Here is a 20,736-nt window from a genome sequence, read left to right on the forward strand (position 1 = left end):
AGCCACATACAATCAAAAACTTATTGATTACTGGGTATTTTATATAAATTTTGCCAAATCTTGTTACGCACTTTTTATCAAGGATGGCCAAAAGCGTAATTTCATCAATGGGTTTAGAAATATAGTAGCCTTGGCCCATTTCGCAGAAAAGTTGTCCTTGGACACTAGAAATACCTAAACTTCTTAAGGAAGCTATTTGTATGCCTATTAAATGCAGAAATCTGATAAAGTTAATAAAAATGATTCTGCGCGAACCCCTTTATTATGTCGGCAACTTTTACGCCTAGCCTAAAACAACAATTTGCCTTGTTGTGTTACTCCTTTATTTGGTTTTGCTTAGTACCTTTGGCTTTGCTGCGCTTATTGGTTTTTTGTTTAATTAAAAAGCCAGGATATTCCCTTGCAAGGCTGTCTCGCTTTGGCTGGCTTAGCCAGCAATCATATACAGCCCATGGGTTACTAATTCACTGCGCCTCTGTGGGAGAAGTGGTGGCTATTCAAACTCTGGTAGAAAAGCTGCTACATGCCCAACCTACACTCGCCATCACTATTACCACTAACACCACCACAGGCGCAGATAGAGTTGCGCTGTTATTTAAAGGTGCAGTCAATCACGCCTATTTACCTTACGACTTTCCATTATTTATGAAGTTGTTTTTAACCCGGTTGCAACCTAAACAAGTGTTAATCAACGAAATGGAATTGTGGCCAAACCTGTGTGACCAATGTTGGCGGCAAAGCATACCCCTTTATGTCATTAATGCCCGCATGAGTGAAAAATCAACACGCACCTATCGAAGGTTTCCTGCGCTTTTTCAACCTATGTTTGCCAAAATCACCACTATTTGTGCGCAAGGTGAAAGGGACTATCAAAACTACCTCAAGTTAGGGGTCAACAAAGACAAGTTAATTTTGACTAACAATATCAAATTCGATTTAGTGCTTTCAGAGCAAGATATCGCCCTAGCAAATTCTATAAAACAAGATTTTTCGCTATTTGATAGACACATATTAGTCGCCGGTAGCACCCATGAGCCAGAAGAACAAATACTGCTTGATGCCTATCTACATTTAGTTAAACGTTACCCCAAGTTGCTTTTAATTTTGGTTCCTCGTCATCCACAAAGATTCGACAAGGTTAAACAACTGTTAAACAAACATCAGATACCCACTACTTTAATGAGTACAGGAGAAGCCATTACTGCACAAACTCAGGTACTGTTATGCGACCAAATGGGCAAACTACGGGCGATTTATGGGTTAGCCCAGATAAGTTTTGTGGGGGGCAGCATAGCGAACAAAGGAGGACATAATGCACTTGAACCTGCCGCTTATGGTGTGCCTATTTTAATGGGCAAGTCTAGGTTCAATAACCCAGCGATTTGCCAAGCACTAGCCGACAGCGGCGCGCTTCTCGAAGCCAATAGCGCCTTTGAATTAGAGCAAGCCTGCCAAACATGGTTAGACAACCCAGAGTTAAAATCGCAAGCTGGTCACGCTGGCAAACAAGTGTTAAGTCAAAACTCAGGTGCGATTGATAAAACCCTGAGTGCATTGGCTATCTAAACTTACTGTAAGCTTCTAAAAAATGTTATGAGTCGATTCGCTTCGTCTTCTACACGATATTGACTCTCTACTCTTTGGCGCCCAGCTTGGCCCATTTGTTGTAAAACTTGGCTATCAGACAGCAATAAATCCATTTTTTCAGTTACGGCTTTTTGGTCATTCACTGGCACTATATAACCGTCTACTCCTGGGCGGATGATATCTTCCCAAGCACCTGCTTGAGTGGCCAATACCGCAGCCTCGCAACTCATCGCTTCTAGCACTGTTAATCCAAAGCCTTCGTTATCACTCAGCGCCGCCACTAAAGACAGGGAACTAAATATCTTAGGAATTTGAGAAAACGGTAATTCGCCAGTAAAAGTAATTCGATGAGACAAATTAGCTGCATGAATTTTAGCTTTAAGTTCGTCTACAAACTCTTGGTTGCTAGAAGATATCGCGCCTACCACAACCGCATGGTAATCAGGGTATTGATCAAATAACTCTATGCAGGCATTAACAAATAAATGCACGCCTTTTTGTTTTCTTACTCTGCCTAGTATGCCTATTCCTATTTTTCCACCATAACCAAGTTGTTGCCAAGCTTGGGCTTTATTCTCAGCCGATTGGTATTGGTCAATTTGCACACCGTGCGGGTTAATTAAATCTGGGGGATCACACAAGAAGCTAGCCGAACGATTACTCACAGCAATAACAGCATCCATTTTACGTGTTAACCACACAGTACTGGCTGAGCGTTTACGTTGAGCGGCAGAGCTAAACACCAGTTTTATTTTGGCGCCAAACACATATTTAAGCAGCACGCCTTGGATCATTTCATCTACTCTGCGTGCGTGAAAAATTCTGAACTTACCATTTTTTAACGGTTTACGGCACATCTTGACTGTTTGCCAAAAACTAATTGCAAGGCTGGGATCAGGTAAAAAGTGTTTACCCATAATTCGCAAGTTAATCAGCTTTTTTTGATGCGACATGACTTGCAACATAGTAGAGGTTACGCCTGAGAAGTTCGCACTAGAGTTACCAATAATTAGCTCTACTTCATCTGTTTGTGTCACGCCCGTAGGTTGCTCTGACATCATTAACTTTTCTCGTCTTAGTCTTTTAAAAACAGTTAGTTGAACTGCACTTAGGCATACATTAAGTATACAATGCAGCAATTGAATTGAGATTTAAATTGTATCATGCCAAACATCCAGCAAAAAACGCTAAACCAACAAGCCATATTATTTGATGCTGAATTTTTCCACCAGCCTAGTGCTGAACTATTTGAGCCAGGCTATTGGCAGGCCAAACAAGCCATAATTGGCCAAGCTGTGGGGCGCGGTACCACCTACTTTATTAAAGAAAAAGGCATTGAGCTGGTATTACGTCATTACAGACGAGGTGGCCTGATAGGAAAAATACTTAGCCGTAGCTATTTTTACACTGGTCTTTCTCGTACCCGTGCCTGGCAAGAATTTGCTTTATTACAACACTTACAAAGCCTTAATTTACCGGCTCCTACACCTGTTGCTGCTAACGTTAAGTATCAGGGTTTGGTGTATCAAGCCGATTTAATTTGCGCCAGAATTCCCAATGCGCAAGACCTGTTTCAACGTTTACGCCAGTATAAATTAGAAAAACAGTTATGGCAGACTATTGGGCAAACCATAGCGCAATTTCACAATCATCAAATCTATCATCATGATTTAAATATTCACAATATTATGCTTGATAACCAAGACCAAACTTGGCTAATTGATTTTGATAAGTGTAAGGTCAAACGCGGCCATCATTGGAAACAGCAAAATATACTTAGGTTAAAACGCTCATTTGAAAAAGAACTAGGGCTACATAACATCCACTGGGATCAGCAAGACTGGCTAAGCCTAATCTCTGCTTATAAGGCCGCATCTCATCACCAAGCTAAAAAGGAAATAGAGTGAAGCACTACCTTTTTTATATTGCACACAACTACGCATTTGAAATATTACGCCCATTGCAACAAGAAATTCAAAAGCGTGGTGACAAAGTTGCGTGGTTTGTAGAAGGCAATCAAATAGCTCACCACTATTTTCACCCAAATGAACATATTCTTGAGTCTATTGAACAAGTGATAGATTTTAATCCACGCGCGGTTTTTGTGCCTGGAAATTTAGTGCCAGACTTTATCCCAGGTTTAAAAGTACAAGTTTTTCATGGCTTTGAATGGAAAAAGAAAGGGCACTTTCGTGAAAGAGGTTGTTTTGATTTGTATTGTACACAAGGTCCGTTTTTCACTGAACGCTTTAATCAAATTCGTGCTGCGCATCCGCATTTTAATGTGATCGAAACTGGCTGGCCTAAAACCGACAACTTATTTGATGCCGCGCCTTATACTTGGGCAGATCAACGTAATGTAAAAACCTTACTCTACGCGCCAACATTTTCACCCTCCCTCACCTCAGCTAAACTCTTGCTAGACGAGATAACTACCTTAGCTAAGACTCGAGACGAATGGCAATGGATAGTAAAATTCCATCCCAAAATGTGCAAAGACACAGTGCAAGCATACCAAGATATTGCATCGAACAACCTACATGTAGTTAACACCGCTGAACTCGCACCGGTTTTACAGGTGGCAGATCTAATTGTTTCAGATACCTCTTCCATCATTACCGAGTTTGCTTTGTTAAGTAAACCTATAGTGACCTTTAGAAACAAAGCCGCAGAGCCACATTTGTTAAACATTACTCAGGCATCTGAGTTAGCCCAAGCAATAGAAAAAGGCTTAACCCCAGATCCTAGTTTATTGAATAAGATTAAACATAATGCAGAGCAGCTACATCCCTATGTAGATGGCCAATCATCGGCTAGAGTGTTAGATGCAACCGAACAAATGATCGAATCTCCGCCGCCAGATACCTTAGCTAAACCTCTTAATTTACTCAGAAAATTAAAGATGCGAAAAAAGCTAGGTTATTGGCGGTATTAATATATGTTATAAATACAATACAATTAGTAAAACCCATTACAATTACCTTAGCCTTAAAGAAAATAAAGCAATTATGCATAGAAAAGCGATTTATCCAGGTACTTTTGATCCTGTCACTAATGGTCATGCCGATCTCATTGAGCGCGCGGCAAACATGTTTTCTCATGTCATAGTTGGCATAGCGTCGAATCCCAGCAAAAAACCCTTATTCACGCTAGAAGAAAGAGTTGAGCTAATTAAACAAGTCACTAAAGATTTAGAAAATGTTGAAGTGATTGGCTTTACTGGCTTATTGGCCGATTTTGCCGAAAAGCAAGGTGCCACTGTATTAATACGTGGGCTAAGAGCGGTATCGGATTTCGAATACGAATTTCAGCTAGCGAATATGAATCGTCGCCTCAATCCAGATTTAGAAAGTGTGTTTTTAACCCCTTCAGAAGAAAATTCATTTATTTCTTCAACCTTAGTAAAAGAAGTAGCGCTACACAGAGGAAAGGTTAATGAGTTTTGTCATCCCGCTGTGATTAAGGCCCTAGAAAACAAGCTACATCAAAACTAGCGCTGACACTGAGGGCAATAAAAGCTATTACGTTGACCAATAACTATTGATTTTATCTCAGTGAAACACTGATCACACTTTTCGCCCGCGCGACCATAAACCAGCAGCTGCTGAGCAAAATAACCTGGTGAACCATCTGCCTGAGTAAAGTCTTTTAGTGTGGTTCCTCCTTGTTCTATTGCGCTTTGTAAGACTTTTTTAATAATTTCAGCTAACTGTAAATAACGCTTTTTGGTAATTTTTGCCGCTGCTTTTCGTGGATCTATCCCTGCCATAAAAAGCGATTCATTGGCATAAATATTACCCACACCCACTACCACTTTATTCTCCATAATAAAGTTTTTTACCGCCATCGACCTACCTCTTGAAAGCGCAAACAGTCGATTACCATCAAAGTCTGAGGTCAGAGGTTCAGGGCCTAAGTACTCCAAAATCGTTAGTTGAGGCTGATTAATATCTTGCCATAAACAGCTACCAAAACGGCGCGCATCGTTAAAACGTAAACACTTACCGGATTGCATCACAATATCTAGATGATCATGCTTTTTAACTTCAGTGTCGTGATCTACCACGCAAAGCTTTCCTGACATACCTAAATGTAAAACTATGCTGCCTTTGGCGGTATCTAATAATAAATATTTAGCCCGGCGCCTAACCTGCGTAATCACTAACCCTTCGGCCTGATGTATTTCGTCAGGTATCAACCATCGCAGCTGCTTTTTACGTACAATAATTTTATCGATAGTTTGATTTTCTAGAAATGGGCTGATTCCCATACGGCTAACTTCGACTTCTGGTAACTCTGGCATGGATTACTCGGTTAAGGTTAATGAATGATAGTCAGTGCTTAGCAATTGGAACATCTGCTCGTCAACAGACACTAGAATAGGCTGAGTGTCGGGCCAAAATTGATAAACAACAGGAGCGGCTTGCCCCGCTAACCAAACCTGCACCTTGATACTTTGCTCTGCATCTGGCGTTGAAAGCTCATGCTCTGGTGCCAAGGGTTGAATTTGAGCTTGCTGCCATTGTTCTGTTAGTTCGATTAATTTGTCTAAACTGCTGTTTGCCAAGTTTGAACGCCACCCTTGCCCTATTCGTTCTACCTGGTAATGAGGAAACTGCATAGTGGTGATAATCATACCCTGAGGGATTAAACCGCGCTCAGTGGCAGCCACATCATTCTCACCATTTAATATGTTACTGCTGAAATTAAACATGACGATTAATATCAACATACTAATGATGATGACATTGTTCCAAGCACGCTGAGAGAGCTTTAGCATAAAGTATTCATACTCCAAATAAGACAGGCTAGAGTATGACATAAGCTGCAAACGCAAAAAACCCGGCAAAGGCCGGGTTCTTCAGGAGACAAAACCAATAAATTTACTTGATTTTGGCTTCTTTAAACAAAACGTGCTGACGAATTTTAGGATCAAACTTTTTGATCTCCATTTTGCCAGGCATATTACGTTTGTTTTTATCTGTAGTGTAATAGAAGCCAGTACCTGCACTAGACACTAATTTAATTTTATCACGCATGATTTGCTTCCTTAAATTTTAACACCGTTGGCACGCATATCAGACAATACTGTATCGATACCTTTTTTATCAATAATACGCATACCTTTAGCAGATAAACGTAATTTCACGAAACGGTTTTCGCTTTCAACCCAAAAACGGTGGGAATGAAGGTTTGGCAAGAAACGACGACGAGTCGAATTTTTTGCGTGTGAACGGTTGTTACCTACCGCTGGACGCTTGCCTGTAACTTGACATACTTTGGCCATGGCCTTTGTCTCCAAACAATCTAAAAAATTTAGCTCTGACCCACATTTAATCGTAATCAATCTATGTGTCAGCTAACGCTATTAACAAGAGGGCGCATTTTATACAGTAAACAAGTCGCTAGTTCAAGAATAATGTGCAGAAAAACAACTCTTTTGTCGGTTATTGCTAGATTTCACTCACAATAGTCATTTTTTAAGCTTTTGTCGTAACAATTTAGCACTAATTGTAAATTCACTTTGGCGCAGCAAAAGCACAGAATTTACTAATTTTAGCGATAAATTGAGCCAAGGTTAAAGCAAACCTCGTTGAGCAAAAGACACCGCAACCCCATCGCCAATCACAAAGTGATCTAACACTTTAATATCCATTAGCTGAAAAGCATCAATGATCCTTTTGGTAATGGATTTATCAGATTGACTGGGTTCGGCTACCCCTGAAGGGTGATTATGCGCAAGTATTACAGCCGCAGCATTGTCTAACAGAGCTTGTTGGACCAACACTCTAGGATAAACCGATGCACTATCTATAGTGCCATAAAACATCGGGCGATATTTTATGAGTCGATACTGACTATCTAATAACAACATGGCAAATACTTCATGCGGCTGATCACGTAATTTAGCCATTAAATAAGCTTGAGTTTGTTCTACCGAATTAAACGCATTGACTTTCTCAATGCGCTCCGCCAAAAAACGTTGGCTCATTTCTAAACTGGCTTGCAATTGCGCATACTTAGCTTGGCCTAACCCTTTAGTGTGGCAAAACTCAGTTTGGCTGGCGTTAAACAACTGACGTAAGCTGCCAAACTTAGTTAACAATTGCCTGGCTAAATCTATGGCACTAAAATCTTTTATGCCTGTACGTAAAAAAATAGCCAGTAATTCTGAATCTGATAGCGATGCTGCGCCTTGGGATAGTAACTTTTCTCGGGGCCGCTCATGCTTGGGCCAGTCGGAGATCTTCATGCGTCCTTGCCTCAATCTTGTTGAAACTTCAAAATAAGCCTAGCAAAAAGAGGCGATTCAAGCCAATAATGTGCTTATCGAGCTTTAAAACAACATACTTAAGATTCAATGCTACTCGAAAACAAAAATATACTTTTAGGCATAACTGGCGGCATCGCAGCGTATAAAACACCAGATTTAGTCAGAAAATTGGTGGCCAAAGGCGCCAATGTGAGAGTCGTTTTAACTCAATCTGCTAAAGAGTTTGTGAGCCCTTTGGCACTACAAGCGGTATCTGGTTATCCGGTTTCTGACGACTTGTTAGATAGAGATGCTGAGGCAGCCATGGGCCATATAGAGTTGGCCCGCTGGGCTGATAAATTAATCGTGGCCCCAGCTACAGCAAACTTTATGGCCAAAATGACCTATGGGTTAGCCGACGACTTACTTTCTACTTTATGTTTGGCCACCAGCGCGCCGATAATTATTGCGCCAGCCATGAATCAACAAATGTGGAAAGCGCCAGCCACTCAACACAATTTATCTGTATTACTTAATCGAAATGTGCAAGTTTTGGGCCCAGCAGAAGGTGAACAGGCTTGTGGTGATACAGGCTTTGGCCGAATGTTGGAGCCAGAGCAAATTGCTGATTTGTTGGCCCAGTCTCAGCCTAAACAATTATTGGCAGGAACCAACATAACCATTACCGCTGGCCCCACACAAGAAGACATAGATCCTGTTCGCTACTTAACCAATCATAGTTCTGGAAAAATGGGATATGCCTTAGCTGAGGCCGCTCAAGCTATGGGTGCACAAGTCACCCTTATCAGTGGCCCAGTAGCGCTTGCTGCGCCTTCGAATGTACAAACCTTAGGTGTTTCAAGCGCCCAGCAAATGCATGATGCAGTAATGCAATCTATGCCAGATTGCGATATTTTTATAGCTTGTGCAGCTGTGGCAGACTATCGAGTACAACAAAAAAACACTCAAAAGATTAAAAAATCAGATCAGGAGTTAACGCTTACTTTTGTTAAAAACCCTGATATTCTTAAAGATGTAGCTCATTTAGCCAAGCCACCTTTTACTTTAGGCTTTGCCGCAGAAACTCAAAACCTGCGTGAATATGCCCTAGGTAAATTACAAGCTAAAAAGTTAAATATGATTGCTGCGAACGATGTATCTAATAAGTCAATTGGCTTTAATAGTGAAAACAATGCGTTAAGCGTATTTTGGCCCGAAGGTGAAAAAATTCTAGAGATGGCCGATAAATCCACACTAGCCAAACAATTGATGCAACTTGTTGCACAAAGATACCTAGATAATAACAACAATAAAGACTGACGCTAAAATCGCTTAGGAAACCATAATGCCAGCTACTAAACGCCCCAACCGCCGTGCGCAAATTCTTCAAGCACTGGCCAGCATGTTACAAACCAACCCAGGCCAAAGGATCACTACAGCTAAGCTTGCTGCTCAAGTAGGTGTGTCTGAAGCCGCTTTATATAGACACTTTCCTAGTAAAGCTCGAATGTTTGAAGGGTTAATTGAGTTTATTGAAGAAACTTTGTTTTCGCGCATTAACAAAATTATTAATGAAGAAAAAGATACCGCTATTCGTTGCCAACTTATTTTGCATCTTATTTTAGGCTTTGCAGAAAAGAACCCAGGTATCACTCGCATTTTAAATGGCGATGCCTTAATGGGTGAGCAAGATAGGCTTAGAGAACGCATTGCTCAATTGTTTGAGCGTCTTGAAACCCAATTTAAGCAAGTATTACGTGAAAGAAAATTGCGCGAAGGTAAAACCTTACCCGCAGATGAAGGGGTCATTGCTAATATCCTCATTTGTTTTGCCGATGGCCGCATTAACCAGTTTATTCGCAGCGAGTTTAACAAAAGGCCAACAGATGGCTTTACCGAGCAGTGGCAACTCATTAACAAACAGTTTTTTCATGTTTAAACACAACTGTTATCGATAAAAAAAGCGGACTTCATCAGAGTCCGCTTTTTTATTGATAATAAATTATCCCTTACTTAGCAAAGGTATCTCCAAAGAAATCCCCTTCATTCCAACTTGAACGTTGCGCTTGATTCGCTAAGGTTAGACCTATGTGGTAATTCACTTCAGCAAACTTAGTAGCTGCTTGCCAATTAAATGGTTGAGTAAAATCATCACCCGGTTTGTGGTAATTGGTTTTTAAGAAATGGCTAAATTGTTTGCCGCCATCTGTATCAGGATCCACTGACTTAAACCCAGGCACTAAAAATACCGAAGGAATGCCTTGTTTTACAAAGCTATAGTGATCTGAACGCGTGAACAATGCTTGGTCTGGCATGGGATCGGGGCTAAGTTCTAAACCTATTTTTTGCGCCGCATCCGCCACCGACTTTTGCATATCACTATGATTAGCACCAAAGGCAATTACATCAGCAAATTCATAAGTTAAAATTGGCATATCCAAGTTTACATTCGCAACCATAGCGCCTTCGGGTACGGTTGGGTTTTGCGCAAAGTAATCAGAACCTAACAAGCCTTTTTCTTCACCGGTAACCGCCACAAATAAAATTGAACGCTTAGGGCGGGTGTCTAATTGGCTAAATAAACGGGCTGTTTCTAACAAGATTGACGTGCCAGTAGCGTTGTCCATGGCGCCATTGTTAATTTTGTCTTGTTTAACGGTTTTGGCAAAACCAATATGATCTGAATGTGCTGAGTAAACTACATATTCTTGTTTTAATTTAGGGTCTGAGCCTTCTAATATCGCCACTACATTGGGGCTAGAGATAGTGTTGTGAGTGCTGGTTGAGGTCATATTAACGCTTTTATTTAACGCAAAGCCTTTAGGTGACTCATCGTTTTCTAACATAGCGTAAATGTCGCTTAACTCTTTTTCAGCGCCGGCAAAGATAAGTTCAGCCGCTTCTTTGCTAAAATAAGCCCCGCCTTTAATTTCTGGAAATACGCCTGCTGGACTTCCATCTTCATTTAACCAACGCACCGAAGGAGTGTGTAAGTAATTTAAAAGATTTTGATAAGGTCTAACGTTTTCTGCTCTAGGAGTACTAATAGTTACATAACCTACCGCACCATTTTCTGCTGCATGGCGTAATTTTTCGCGGCTCGAGCCAAAGTGTGCGCCTTCTTCGCTAGGGAATGATTGGGGTTTTCCAGCTAAAGCAACCACAACTTTACCTTGTACATCTATGTCTTGATAATCATTGTGTTGTAGCTCAGGTGCCACTATGCCATAACCAACAAAGACTAATTGCCCTTTCATTTCAGTTAGTGTTTGTTGAGTATTAGGTGATGTTAAAAATTGTTTTGGGTAGCTTAACTCCTGACTACCTTGCTCACTGGTTAAGGTGAGTGCAATAGACGACTGATCTATATGCGCTTGCACAAAATTAACCCTTTGCATATAAGTGTCATTATCGCCAGCTGGGGTTAAACCATATTTTTCGAATTCTGCGGCAATATATAAAGAGGCGATTTCGTGGCCTTGACTACCAGTATCGCGACCTTCTAATAGATCATCGGATAAAAATCGTAAGTGTGACTTAATTCGCGATGCGTCTGCACTGACTTCTGTGGGTTGTTGTATTTGTTCGGGTTGACAAGCGACCAGTGTCACAGCACTTAATACACTGCCTAAGGCAAGACCTAACTTCATGTGAATCTCCAAGTATTTTTTCACCACGCACATTAAGCGACTTAGCCAATGACTACAAGCTTGACAGGCAATTTAACTAAGCTAATCTGAAAGAACGTTTATTCTGCCAAATACTCCTATGCCTCGCACAGCCCAATACAATGTCGATACTGTATTAACTCAAGCGGTAGATGTGTTTTTAGAGCATGGCTATCATGGAGCCATAATGGATGAAATTATCGCCAGAACTGGATTTAATAGGCGGGGGTTTTACGTTGAATTTGGTAGCAAACAAACCTTTTTGTACATGGTATTAAAGCATTACCAAAATACTCGCCTAAATAAATTAATGAAACATTTAGAGTCAAACCAAGGGTTAGATTCAATTAGCGCGTTTTTTAGCGATTACGTTGAGCATGTTAAAGGCCAAGGTTGCTTATTAATCAATTGCATTACCGAGCTAGGATACGATGACCAAAAAGTGCGAGAGATTGGCCGTCACTATCTAGACAGATTACAAATTGATTTTATTGGTTGCTTAGAAAAGGCGCAAAATTTAGGCCAAATTCATAGTCATACCAATATCGAATCTACTGCCTTACAACTTACCAGTTATGTTCAAGGTTTTGCTGTTAATGCAGTATTAGCTGGCGATACCGATGAATTGCAATTGGCAACTCAGGCGCTATTGGGTCCACTGGCGATAAAACAGTAGGCGGCGAGTATTTACTTTATGCCTTTTACTATTGCTTAAACCCCTTCTTTTGTTACGCGACGCTTCAAAATTCTAACCTGTTGGAAAAAACCAACGTTAAGAAGAGCAGGTGCGTTCTACCACATATTATTAGCTACCAAGACTTTTAGAAACTCCCATTTTGCATCAAGCATTAAAAGTTTCGTTGAGCTTCCGTAACTCAACTACACTGAAGTGTTTAAAAAACTTTATTAGATTGGTCAAACAGGAAGACATTATGCAAGCTAAAGCATACGCCGCACACAATAATCACGACCCACTCAAACCTTACAACTTCGAAAGACGTGAATTAAAACCCAATGATGTACATATCGATATTCTCTATTGTGGCGTTTGCCATAGTGATATCCATATGGTCCACGATGATTGGGGCATGGCAAGTTACCCCCTTGTACCAGGTCACGAAATAGTTGGCCGAGTTAAGGCAGTAGGCAAAGAGGTTTCAGGATTTAGCCAAGGCGATTTAGTAGGTGTGGGTTGTATGGTGGACTCGTGTAGACAGTGTCAGCCATGCAAAGCGCACCTTGAGCAACATTGCGAACGCGGTATGTTAATGACCTACGGAAGCCCAGATCCTGATGGGGCTGATAAAATCACCCAAGGTGGTTATTCGTCTCATATAGTGGTTAATAAAGATTTTGTGCTAAGGATTTCCGAAGAGTTAGACATTCAAGGCGTTGCACCACTGCTTTGTGCAGGAATAACGACCTATTCTCCTCTACGGCAGTGGGATATTAAAAAAGGAGACAAGGTTGGCATCATTGGATTAGGTGGATTAGGTCACATGGGCGTTAAGATTGCCGCTGCAATGGGGGCTGAAGTTAGCATGATAACCACGTCAGCTTCTAAGGCAGAAGATGCAAAACGTTTAGGAGCTAATAAAATTTTAATCTCTACAGATGACAAACAGTTAGAAAAGCATGCTGGTTATTTTGACTTTTTAATGGATACCATTCCTGTGCAGCATAGCCTTGACCCCTACTTACCGCTACTAAAGCTAGGTAAAACTTTGTCGGTGGTAGGCGCAAGTCCAACTGATATGCATACCATGCCATTGGCTTTTGGTCGTAAAGTAGTTGCAGGCTCGCTGATTGGTGGCATTCAGGAGACCCAAGAGATGTTGGACTTTTGCGCCCAACACAAAATCGTTTCAGATGTTGAAGTGATCGATATCGCAGACATAAACCAAGCTTATACTCGTGTTATGAAGTCAGATGTTAAATATCGTTTTGTCATAGATATGGCGTCACTTTAAACCGCTATCGATAGAATTGGATTGGGTTATAAACAGTGCTGTAAAGATAAAGCCATGTTTTAGCTAAACAAAGATTATAAAACCAACAAAATAAGGAGATATCTATGAAAGTAATACAATTTATGGCCCTGCTGTTGTTATTTAATTCATTTTCTACCTGGGCTGTTGATAATCAAACAGAAGAAGCTCGTATCTTTGAATTAGAATCCATTTGGTCGGATATGTTTGCCAAGAAAGATCTAAACGGCGTGATAGCACTATTAGCTAAACAATCTGTGTTAATCATGCCAGGTACTGCGCCAATAGTAGGCACCGAAGCGATACATCGCGCCACAAAATCAATGATGGCATCCGATGATAAAGTCACTTGGAAGTCAGATTTTGTCCAAGTTGCAGCTAGCGGAGATATGGCATACGACTATGGCACTTCTATTACAACCCTAGCCGACGGTTCTACTGTAAAAGGCTCTTATTTAGTGGTGTGGATTAAAGAAGACGGCCAGTGGAAAGTAGCAGCGGATATGTTTAACTAGGCTAAATCTAATAAGTGTTTATAACCAAGTACGTAAACTGAAAGCAAAGCGCTAGACTAACAATTAAAACGCTTGGTCTAGCGAGAAATTTAGATACTTATGTGAATCAGTCTTAACTCGAACAACAGAATTCAATTAAATCTGGCAGTGGCAAATGTGCCAGAAGCGTCATTCCCAACTCGATTGGGAATCTCTGCTTGGTGCCATTTTCGGAACATCGCTACTTTATGACTGAATGATCATTGTATTGTGGAAACTGCAAAAATTGGTTTGATAACTGATTGATATTTTCGCCCAATTGGCACAGTATGTTTATCCAATTCGAGAGAGTAATCTGCTGACGTTCTGCGCAGAAAGTTAAAATCTTTTTTGGTCGAGACTAAGTAAGATTTATGACAACGAACTAAACCATCCCCTTTTAATATTTCTTCAATTTTGGTGAGGTTTATATCGACAACTAACTCTTTCAATTCATCGCCATTCAAATGGTATGCAATCGAGTAATTTCCAAACGCTTTCACGAAAAGAAGTTTGTCAAAAATACTCAAAATATCCAATATAGGTTTAGAAGTACGGTTCTCTTTGTCTAGAGCATACGAAGCAAGCTCTTGTTTTGTTTTATTTAATTGCTCCACTGATGATGTATAGTCTTGAAACAACGTCTGTTGCTTCTTAATAAACCGAGACTGCATATACATGAGCCCTGTTGCCAAAGACACCATTTCTAGAATTGCCCCAAACTTGATAAAGCCCCAATCTGCTCGAAAATCGATAACAGCGCTAATAGATAAACCCGCAAGTAATCCAAAAAAGAGCATCGAAGACATTCCAGCTAGAAAAAAATAGCCGACGTCACCGCCATCTTTAATATTTAAGAATGCTCCATAGACAACGCTTAGCAATATGGCAAAACAGAGAATCAACGATACACCATAGAACACTTGATAGAAGCTATTGTCAGCTTTATTGAATGAAAAACAAAAAAGGCACCAAATCATCGCTAGTAAAACCTGTCCTATATTGAGCAGTCTATGTATCAGGAAAGCGTTTTTCTTTAGGTCTAGAAATAGCTGACTAAATTTCGCTAAGCAAATGAAGTAGACAAGCCCCAGCGCATTTGCTTTTAATAAAGGTAGGTAATTCGCGTTTGGATATATCGCAGCTATGACTCCCTCTCCCGCAGTAACCCAAAACATCAAAGCAGTTTGCAACATTGAATAAAGTAAAAAGACATTTTTATGGAAAAACAACCATGCCAGAACACCAAGAGCGATGAAAACAATCACAAACCCAAAGAATATTGCATTTAACGTCGAATAATTTTGTACTTTAGTTGAAAGGTTCGTGTCAGAAAGTAAATGCAGTTGACCTCGAAGATAACGCCCTGAGAGGGAAATGTAGTAAGTGGACGATTGATCGTTACTGGGAATTAATGCAGCAATGACTTTGTTGTTCTCAGTTACGGGTTGAAGACTGATACTTGAAGTTGCAATTTTATCCTCAGCGTGAAGTTCAACGTTGGTGAAAATGTTGTTTCTAAATAGTGCAATATAGGAGCTCTCCTTAGGGAGCTGCATGTCATTTTCAATCGTTACTCGAACAACGGCGTGTTCGTTTTTTCCCAAGTTAAATTTGCCATTTGATAAAGCTTGCCAGTTTTCCAACACGGGATAATCGTCGCTACTAATTCGTTGCCCGCTTTTGTAAATGAAAAATGCTGGAGAAGATTTGGCATCAGTCAATTTCGTCTGGCTCGTTGAGAACTGGTAGTAATTGCTAGAAATTATAATAGCCGTTGCAAAGCTGGCTAAAAAAACGACAATCGCAATCTTGAGCACTCTACTTTTTGTCATTTTAGCGGAGCTGTATAAAAAAACATTATCCTTAAAATTCAATTATATACCTTCATTTAGCACTTAGTAGTCTACGGCTCATCATTAATTATGCGTGAATATAGTCGCCTAGCTACACATGTTGGTATTTAACTGTAACCTATCATTTAAACATTTCAAAAAAAATGGAAATGCCTCTCAATGGAAATTAAACGATTTAATAGATACGCGCTGTTCGTATTTTGTGTCATGAGTGTTGTGGGTTGCAATAGCAACGATAACAAGACGATTGAAACGGGTGTACGAATCACGCTACAAGAAACCATGGATTCGGCCTTGGAAGCTAACATAGGAATTAATGAGCCGGGGCTCACCCTTTCGGTTTGGCAAGATGGCGTTGAGCTTTATTCCAATTCACGGGGTATAGCTCGGCCCGACCAAGCAATAGATGAGAACACTCAGTTCAGGCTAGCTTCGGTCAGTAAAACATTTACTGCGCTTGCCATTATGAAACTCTATGAAAGAGGAAGCGTTAATTTACATGACTCTGTACTTTACTATTTGCCTCAACTAGATGAGTCATGGCGCCCCATCACTTTGCATCACCTTCTAAGTCATCGCTCAGGCATTCCAGATTACAACAATGATTTCGATATAAGCGAGATACTTCCCAATGGCATCACTGCGAAGAATATCATCGACTATTTTATTCAAAATCCAGAGTTGGAGTTTGAGCCTGATAGTCAAGGTGACTACAGCAACACAGGTTTTGTTTTGTTGGCTGAAATTGTCAGTGTTGCATCTGGCTTATCATTTTCAGAGTTCATGCATATCGAATTTTTTCAACAACTCGGAATGACAGAAAGTTTTATATGGAACGAAGAGGTTAACCCGACAACACAAACTGCAATGAATTTTGCTCAAAATCATCAGATATTTGGTCGTGAGTTTTATGGAGTTGGCTCTTCTTCTCAAGTTAGTTCTCTGGAGAACATGACAAAATTTGTTTTAGCATTAATGAATGGGCAAATTATTCAACCAGAAACACTAACACTCATGCTCGAAATACATAGCGAGTTGTTGGGCGAAATAGATTTAAAAGCAGGCTACGGCGTGTTGTTCTTCAACAATGCTAACACCGCGCTTTTCGGGCACACTGGCAGTAATGATAGCTTTAGAACCATCTATGTTGTGAATAGAAGTACCAACGCTTTCATTGTAATTTTGGGCAACGGTGGAGATTCGCTACCTGACTATAATTACTTAATCAACCTTGTCGGAGAGTTCGTCAATTAGATTTGTAAAAGCCTAAATCATTTTTGAATCAATATTCACATTGACGGTTCCGGTGTTATTGAAAGACAGCGAATATCCGTTATTTGTCTGAAGCGGTAGCCTAATCTTTTAAAGATGACCATCCGCAATTCGCTCATAGTTGTCTATCAGATGATAGTCCAACCTTATTAATCGATACTGTAAGATCAGATATGAGATACAACCTATGAATGCAAGTAGAAAATTTTGCTCATTATTTGCCATTGCCCATCGATTTTAACTAAGGTGAAAAAATCGCTAAAGCGATGACCAGTCCAGTTGTCTAGCTCTATCCTCACGGTTGCAGCGGTTCCTTCAATATCAATTTGTGGTGGTTTTGCACTAAGTTCTTTTGCAGGACCATTTTCTGTGTGCCAGTCATAAAACATCTCGATGGGTCCAGCAAAGAGATCGGGGCCAACATAACCACAGATTGTGGCTAGCTCATGAAAAATGGGGCGCAAAATGTCGTTATCGCCAGTTTTTCCACCCTCTACATAAATTTCCATAACCTTTTTTATTGATTGTATATCTTTGCTTTTATTTTCATCAGTCATACTTAACTTCCTTTTTGTTTTGTGAATCTACGACATTTGCTTAATTACATTTACATTAGACTAAGAAAAAAGAATATGCGTAGTGAGTAGGCTAATCTGGCAGAAATTATGCTGGCTAAAGCGATCACTTTCAGTCTTTGGCGTTTTAATAGTTAATGCGCTTAATTAACACCAGCCTTATTAGGCTCCTTGGCCATTCAGGGTTAAAAAGTCTGATCTGGCACTTGTTATTATGCGCTTTATCTCCATTTACTTGGGTAACTAAACTTAGTGATTAGGTAACGAGTTACAACTGACTATGACAAACAATAAACATCTTTTTCGAATTCAATTTATTAGTAATGGTGAACGCTACGAGCTTTACGTGCGTGAAGTGAGTCAAGGCAGTATGTTTGGTTTTGTTGAAATTGGTGATTTTGTATGGGACTCACATACCAGCCTAGTGTTAGATCCTAGCCATGAAAAACTTAAAGATGAGTTTGCCGATGTGAGTCGCACTTATATTCCCATGCATAGCGTATTGCGTATCGATGAAGTTAAAAAACAAGGCTCGTCTAAAATTACGCAATTGTCGGATAAAGTGACCGCTTTCCCTACCCCTATTTATACGCCTAAACACTCACCTAAATAAGCGTTGGTCTTCTAGAAGGTGCGTAGTAGACTTGCACTATGCACCCATCTCTTGGGGTTTCAGTTTGTCTTTAATTAAGGCTTATTCTATGAAAAAAATTTGCTGTGTTTGGCTTCTTTGTATTGCCCCTATCCTGTCTTTTGCTACGCCTTCCGATAAATTACAAGCTCAACTGGATACAATTTGGCAATATGAGTTGTCTGTTAAACCTATTCAGGCCACTCGCCAGGGCGTGCATACTTATGATCACAAATTAGCAGATATATCACCCGCGGCACTAAAAGCCCAAGACCAACAATTCCGCGAGTTTATGCAAAAGTTAGCCAAGCTAAACCAGGCCGAATTAACGCGCAGCGAACAAGTGAGCCTGCTAATACAACAACGTCGATTACAAAACTACCTCGACCAATATCAATTTAATGCCCACTATATGCCACTGACTTCTGAGTCTAGTTTTCATAGTAGTTTGGCGTTTTTACCTCGTACTAGCCGATTTAAGACAGAGCAAGACTTTCAAAATTACCTTAGCCGCCTTAATCAGTTTCCTGAATACTTTGCCCAACAAATTGCTTGGATGAGAAAAGGTATTGAAACAGGTTTTGTGCAACCTAAAGCGGTGCTTGCAGGGTTTGAGTTGTCGGTTAAAGCCTTTATTCACGATACTCCACAAGCCAGTGTGTTTTATCAGCCTTTTATCCATTTGGCAGACAGCGCTCTTAACCTAGCGCAACAAAAACAGTTACAAGAACAAGCCGCATTGGTGATTAAAAATGATGTGTTTCCTGCCTATCAACGCTTTTACGAATTTTTAATCACTGAATATATACCTAATAGTAAAGCCGATATTGCAGCTAAAGCTTGGCCCAATGGCGCGGCCTATTATCAAAATCGCAGTAACTTTTATACCACCACAGAGATGTCGGTAGAAACCATTCACTCGCTGGGCCTAAGTGAAGTTAAACGTATTCGGGCTGAGATGCAGCAAGTGTTGATGCAACTTGATTTCCAAGGCGATATTCAACAATTTATTCACTTTTTACGTAGCGATCCCCAATTTTATGCGCAATCTGCCGAGGAGTTAATCAAACAAGCCTCTTATATTGCCAAACAGATGGACGCTAAATTACCCCTGCTATTTAATTATTTGCCTCGCACCCCTTATGGGGTAGAAGCGGTCCCCAGCAACATTGCCCCTAAATACACCACAGGCCGCTATATTTCGCCAACTCGCGATGATCAACCTGGTTATTATTGGGTCAATACCTACGCCTTAGATAAAAGGCCTTTATATGCCCTAACGGCGCTGACCCTACACGAAGCTGTGCCTGGTCATCATCTACAAATTTCATTAGCCCAAGAAATGCAAAACTTACCTGAGGTGAGAAGATATACCTACATTTCGGCTTTTGGTGAAGGTTGGGGGTTATATTCAGAATTTTTAGGTAAAGAAGTGGGTATGTACAGTAATCTTTATGATGAATTTGGGCGCTTAAGTTACGAAATGTGGCGTGCTTGCCGTTTAGTGGTAGATACCGGTATGCACATTAAAGGTTGGTCTAGGCAGCAAGCAATAGACTTTATGCTCAATAACACTGCCTTATCTGAGCACAATGTTACCACCGAAATCGACCGCTACATCTCATGGCCGGCTCAAGCGCTGTCATACAAAATTGGCGAATTAACTATTAAAAAATTACGCACTCAAGCTGAACAAGCCTTAGGTCAAAAGTTTGATATTCGGGCTTTTCATCATGCTGTGCTTGAACATGGTTCTGTGCCCTTATCGGTACTAGAAGCCAATATTCAAGAATTTATTAAACAACAAAGTTAAGCCTTGTATCTTGTATTGTGATGTGGCAATTTTTCTAAGTTGTACAGGCTTTTAGCAGGTGTTCAAATTCGGTTTTTTCTACTGGCATGATCGACAACCTGTGGCCTTTTTTAACTAAACCTATTTGCTCAATTTCAGGCATTTGTTTAATCGTTTTAAGAGCCAAGACCTGCTTAAATTGTTGTTTAAATTTAATGTCTACCATGTACCAACGTGGCGCGTCAGGTGATGACTTAGGGTCATAATACTTACTTTCGGGATCAAACTGCGTATGGTCTGGATAAGCTTCTTTACACACTTCTGCTAAGCCCGCAATGCCCACATTTTTACAACTAGAATGGTAAATAAAAACCTGATCACCTAATGCCACTTGGTCGCGTATAAAGTTTCGTGCCTGATAATTGCGGATCCCGTCCCAATGCTCTGTTTGGCCCGCTTTAGTACGCAAATCATCAATACTAAAAGCCTCAGGTTCAGTTTTAAATAACCAATATTTCATTGTGATTGTTCCTGCTACTGATTGACTATAGAAATGAGAACATCTTCATTCATTCGATAAA

22 protein-coding genes are annotated in these 20,736 nt (G+C 40.4%); 12 read left to right on the forward strand and 10 right to left on the reverse strand.

The window, feature by feature from the left end; genetic code table 11:
* Nucleotides 1–264 precede the first annotated feature (264 nt).
* Nucleotides 265–1,566 (forward strand): 3-deoxy-D-manno-octulosonic acid transferase, encoded by a 1,302-nt coding sequence (locus ACVCDT_RS02890; protein ID WP_447131235.1) that lies wholly within the window; start codon nucleotides 265–267, stop codon nucleotides 1,564–1,566.
* A 2-nt stretch (nucleotides 1,567–1,568) separates the two neighbouring features.
* Here ACVCDT_RS02890 and ACVCDT_RS02895 read toward each other — a convergent pair whose 3' ends face one another.
* A complete protein-coding gene (locus ACVCDT_RS02895) occupies nucleotides 1,569–2,645 on the reverse strand; it encodes a glycosyltransferase family 4 protein (protein ID WP_447131277.1) in 1,077 nt (358 codons plus the stop codon).
* 105 nt (nucleotides 2,646–2,750) lie between these two features.
* Here ACVCDT_RS02895 and ACVCDT_RS02900 point away from each other — a divergent pair, with 105 nt between their 5' ends.
* The 3 genes from ACVCDT_RS02900 (at nucleotide 2,751) to coaD (ending at nucleotide 5,081) form a co-directional block, all read left to right on the forward strand.
* Complete coding sequence (locus tag ACVCDT_RS02900) at nucleotides 2,751–3,494, forward strand: 3-deoxy-D-manno-octulosonic acid kinase (protein WP_447131236.1); 744 nt, start codon at nucleotides 2,751–2,753, stop codon at nucleotides 3,492–3,494.
* On the forward strand, nucleotides 3,491–4,522 hold the full coding sequence (locus ACVCDT_RS02905; RefSeq protein WP_447131237.1) for a CDP-glycerol glycerophosphotransferase family protein: 1,032 nt from the start codon (nucleotides 3,491–3,493) through the stop codon (nucleotides 4,520–4,522). The genes ACVCDT_RS02900 and ACVCDT_RS02905 overlap by 4 nt, the downstream gene beginning before the upstream one ends.
* Nucleotides 4,523–4,595: 73 nt before the next feature.
* Nucleotides 4,596–5,081 carry a pantetheine-phosphate adenylyltransferase gene (gene coaD / locus ACVCDT_RS02910; protein ID WP_447131238.1) on the forward strand — a complete coding sequence of 162 codons (486 nt, stop codon included), beginning with the start codon at nucleotides 4,596–4,598 and terminating at the stop codon, nucleotides 5,079–5,081.
* On the opposite strand, the gene mutM is transcribed toward coaD, so the two are convergent.
* From mutM to radC, 5 genes are all read right to left on the reverse strand, one after another.
* A complete protein-coding gene (gene mutM / locus ACVCDT_RS02915) occupies nucleotides 5,078–5,890 on the reverse strand; it encodes a bifunctional DNA-formamidopyrimidine glycosylase/DNA-(apurinic or apyrimidinic site) lyase (RefSeq protein WP_447131239.1) in 813 nt (270 codons plus the stop codon). The genes coaD and mutM overlap by 4 nt on opposite strands.
* Nucleotides 5,891–5,893: 3 nt before the next feature.
* Nucleotides 5,894–6,367, reverse strand: a complete 474-nt coding sequence (locus ACVCDT_RS02920) for a hypothetical protein (RefSeq protein ID WP_447131240.1) — start codon at nucleotides 6,365–6,367, stop codon at nucleotides 5,894–5,896.
* A gap of 103 nt (nucleotides 6,368–6,470) precedes the next feature.
* On the reverse strand, nucleotides 6,471–6,626 hold the full coding sequence (gene rpmG / locus ACVCDT_RS02925; RefSeq protein ID WP_158972543.1) for a 50S ribosomal protein L33: 156 nt from the start codon (nucleotides 6,624–6,626) through the stop codon (nucleotides 6,471–6,473).
* An 11-nt stretch (nucleotides 6,627–6,637) separates the two neighbouring features.
* A complete protein-coding gene (gene rpmB / locus ACVCDT_RS02930) occupies nucleotides 6,638–6,874 on the reverse strand; it encodes a 50S ribosomal protein L28 (protein WP_447131241.1) in 237 nt (78 codons plus the stop codon).
* Nucleotides 6,875–7,165: 291 nt separating this feature from the next.
* On the reverse strand, nucleotides 7,166–7,840 hold the full coding sequence (gene radC / locus ACVCDT_RS02935; RefSeq protein WP_447131242.1) for a RadC family protein: 675 nt from the start codon (nucleotides 7,838–7,840) through the stop codon (nucleotides 7,166–7,168).
* A gap of 108 nt (nucleotides 7,841–7,948) precedes the next feature.
* On the opposite strand from radC, the gene coaBC reads away from it, so the two are divergent.
* Together coaBC and slmA are read left to right on the forward strand one after the other, a co-directional pair.
* The gene (gene coaBC, locus ACVCDT_RS02940; RefSeq protein WP_447131243.1) at nucleotides 7,949–9,160 is read left to right on the forward strand and encodes a bifunctional phosphopantothenoylcysteine decarboxylase/phosphopantothenate--cysteine ligase CoaBC; all 1,212 of its coding nucleotides are present in this window, start codon (nucleotides 7,949–7,951) and stop codon (nucleotides 9,158–9,160) included.
* A 25-nt stretch (nucleotides 9,161–9,185) separates the two neighbouring features.
* Complete coding sequence (slmA, locus tag ACVCDT_RS02945; protein WP_447131244.1) at nucleotides 9,186–9,779, forward strand: nucleoid occlusion factor SlmA; 594 nt, start codon at nucleotides 9,186–9,188, stop codon at nucleotides 9,777–9,779.
* Nucleotides 9,780–9,849: 70 nt separating this feature from the next.
* Here the strand turns inward: slmA and ACVCDT_RS02950 are convergent, their stop codons facing one another.
* A complete protein-coding gene (locus tag ACVCDT_RS02950) occupies nucleotides 9,850–11,490 on the reverse strand; it encodes a M28 family metallopeptidase (protein WP_447131245.1) in 1,641 nt (546 codons plus the stop codon).
* Nucleotides 11,491–11,608: 118 nt separating this feature from the next.
* On the opposite strand from ACVCDT_RS02950, the gene ACVCDT_RS02955 reads away from it, so the two are divergent.
* The 3 genes from ACVCDT_RS02955 to ACVCDT_RS02965 all read left to right on the forward strand — a co-directional run bounded on the left by ACVCDT_RS02955 (nucleotide 11,609) and on the right by ACVCDT_RS02965 (nucleotide 14,011).
* Entirely contained in the window at nucleotides 11,609–12,184 is a 576-nt protein-coding gene (locus ACVCDT_RS02955) for a TetR/AcrR family transcriptional regulator (protein WP_447131246.1), read from the forward strand.
* Nucleotides 12,185–12,440: 256 nt separating this feature from the next.
* A complete protein-coding gene (locus ACVCDT_RS02960; RefSeq protein WP_447131247.1) occupies nucleotides 12,441–13,478 on the forward strand; it encodes an NAD(P)-dependent alcohol dehydrogenase in 1,038 nt (345 codons plus the stop codon).
* 104 nt (nucleotides 13,479–13,582) lie between these two features.
* Entirely contained in the window at nucleotides 13,583–14,011 is a 429-nt protein-coding gene (locus ACVCDT_RS02965) for a YybH family protein (protein WP_447131248.1), read from the forward strand.
* Between the two features lie 239 nt (nucleotides 14,012–14,250).
* On the opposite strand, the gene ACVCDT_RS02970 is transcribed toward ACVCDT_RS02965, so the two are convergent.
* Entirely contained in the window at nucleotides 14,251–15,906 is a 1,656-nt protein-coding gene (locus ACVCDT_RS02970) for a LytTR family transcriptional regulator DNA-binding domain-containing protein (RefSeq protein WP_447131249.1), read from the reverse strand.
* A gap of 138 nt (nucleotides 15,907–16,044) precedes the next feature.
* Here ACVCDT_RS02970 and ACVCDT_RS02975 point away from each other — a divergent pair, with 138 nt between their 5' ends.
* The gene (locus ACVCDT_RS02975) at nucleotides 16,045–17,139 is read left to right on the forward strand and encodes a serine hydrolase domain-containing protein (protein WP_447131250.1); all 1,095 of its coding nucleotides are present in this window, start codon (nucleotides 16,045–16,047) and stop codon (nucleotides 17,137–17,139) included.
* 203 nt (nucleotides 17,140–17,342) lie between these two features.
* Here ACVCDT_RS02975 and ACVCDT_RS02980 read toward each other — a convergent pair whose 3' ends face one another.
* A complete protein-coding gene (locus ACVCDT_RS02980) occupies nucleotides 17,343–17,714 on the reverse strand; it encodes a nuclear transport factor 2 family protein (RefSeq protein WP_447131251.1) in 372 nt (123 codons plus the stop codon).
* Nucleotides 17,715–18,012: 298 nt separating this feature from the next.
* On the opposite strand from ACVCDT_RS02980, the gene ACVCDT_RS02985 reads away from it, so the two are divergent.
* Together ACVCDT_RS02985 and ACVCDT_RS02990 are read left to right on the forward strand one after the other, a co-directional pair.
* The gene (locus ACVCDT_RS02985; protein WP_447131252.1) at nucleotides 18,013–18,345 is read left to right on the forward strand and encodes a DUF1820 family protein; all 333 of its coding nucleotides are present in this window, start codon (nucleotides 18,013–18,015) and stop codon (nucleotides 18,343–18,345) included.
* 88 nt (nucleotides 18,346–18,433) lie between these two features.
* Entirely contained in the window at nucleotides 18,434–20,176 is a 1,743-nt protein-coding gene (locus ACVCDT_RS02990) for a DUF885 domain-containing protein (protein WP_447131253.1), read from the forward strand.
* 34 nt (nucleotides 20,177–20,210) lie between these two features.
* Here the strand turns inward: ACVCDT_RS02990 and ACVCDT_RS02995 are convergent, their stop codons facing one another.
* A complete protein-coding gene (locus ACVCDT_RS02995) occupies nucleotides 20,211–20,675 on the reverse strand; it encodes an EVE domain-containing protein (RefSeq protein ID WP_447131254.1) in 465 nt (154 codons plus the stop codon).
* Nucleotides 20,676–20,736: the final 61 nt, after the last annotated feature.

The sequence above is a fragment of the Paraglaciecola aestuariivivens genome, assembly GCF_052983255.1.

Bases quoted from the DNA above. Each gene is read 5' to 3' on its own strand.
- ACVCDT_RS02890 (WP_447131235.1), top strand. From the start codon at position 265: ATGTCGGCAACTTTTACGCCTAGCCTAAAACAACAATTTGCCTTGTTG.
- ACVCDT_RS02895 (WP_447131277.1), bottom strand. From the start codon at position 2,645: ATGTCAGAGCAACCTACGGGCGTGACACAAACAGATGAAGTAGAGCTA.
- ACVCDT_RS02900 (WP_447131236.1), top strand. From the start codon at position 2,751: ATGCCAAACATCCAGCAAAAAACGCTAAACCAACAAGCCATATTATTT.
- coaD (WP_447131238.1), top strand. From the start codon at position 4,596: ATGCATAGAAAAGCGATTTATCCAGGTACTTTTGATCCTGTCACTAAT.
- mutM (WP_447131239.1), bottom strand. From the start codon at position 5,890: ATGCCAGAGTTACCAGAAGTCGAAGTTAGCCGTATGGGAATCAGCCCA.
- ACVCDT_RS02920 (WP_447131240.1), bottom strand. From the start codon at position 6,367: ATGCTAAAGCTCTCTCAGCGTGCTTGGAACAATGTCATCATCATTAGT.
- rpmG (WP_158972543.1), bottom strand. From the start codon at position 6,626: ATGCGTGATAAAATTAAATTAGTGTCTAGTGCAGGTACTGGCTTCTAT.
- rpmB (WP_447131241.1), bottom strand. From the start codon at position 6,874: ATGGCCAAAGTATGTCAAGTTACAGGCAAGCGTCCAGCGGTAGGTAAC.
- radC (WP_447131242.1), bottom strand. From the start codon at position 7,840: ATGAAGATCTCCGACTGGCCCAAGCATGAGCGGCCCCGAGAAAAGTTA.
- coaBC (WP_447131243.1), top strand. From the start codon at position 7,949: ATGCTACTCGAAAACAAAAATATACTTTTAGGCATAACTGGCGGCATC.
- slmA (WP_447131244.1), top strand. From the start codon at position 9,186: ATGCCAGCTACTAAACGCCCCAACCGCCGTGCGCAAATTCTTCAAGCA.
- ACVCDT_RS02950 (WP_447131245.1), bottom strand. From the start codon at position 11,490: ATGAAGTTAGGTCTTGCCTTAGGCAGTGTATTAAGTGCTGTGACACTG.
- ACVCDT_RS02955 (WP_447131246.1), top strand. From the start codon at position 11,609: ATGCCTCGCACAGCCCAATACAATGTCGATACTGTATTAACTCAAGCG.
- ACVCDT_RS02960 (WP_447131247.1), top strand. From the start codon at position 12,441: ATGCAAGCTAAAGCATACGCCGCACACAATAATCACGACCCACTCAAA.
- ACVCDT_RS02965 (WP_447131248.1), top strand. From the start codon at position 13,583: ATGAAAGTAATACAATTTATGGCCCTGCTGTTGTTATTTAATTCATTT.
- ACVCDT_RS02975 (WP_447131250.1), top strand. From the start codon at position 16,045: ATGGAAATTAAACGATTTAATAGATACGCGCTGTTCGTATTTTGTGTC.
- ACVCDT_RS02980 (WP_447131251.1), bottom strand. From the start codon at position 17,714: ATGACTGATGAAAATAAAAGCAAAGATATACAATCAATAAAAAAGGTT.
- ACVCDT_RS02985 (WP_447131252.1), top strand. From the start codon at position 18,013: ATGACAAACAATAAACATCTTTTTCGAATTCAATTTATTAGTAATGGT.
- ACVCDT_RS02990 (WP_447131253.1), top strand. From the start codon at position 18,434: ATGAAAAAAATTTGCTGTGTTTGGCTTCTTTGTATTGCCCCTATCCTG.
- ACVCDT_RS02995 (WP_447131254.1), bottom strand. From the start codon at position 20,675: ATGAAATATTGGTTATTTAAAACTGAACCTGAGGCTTTTAGTATTGAT.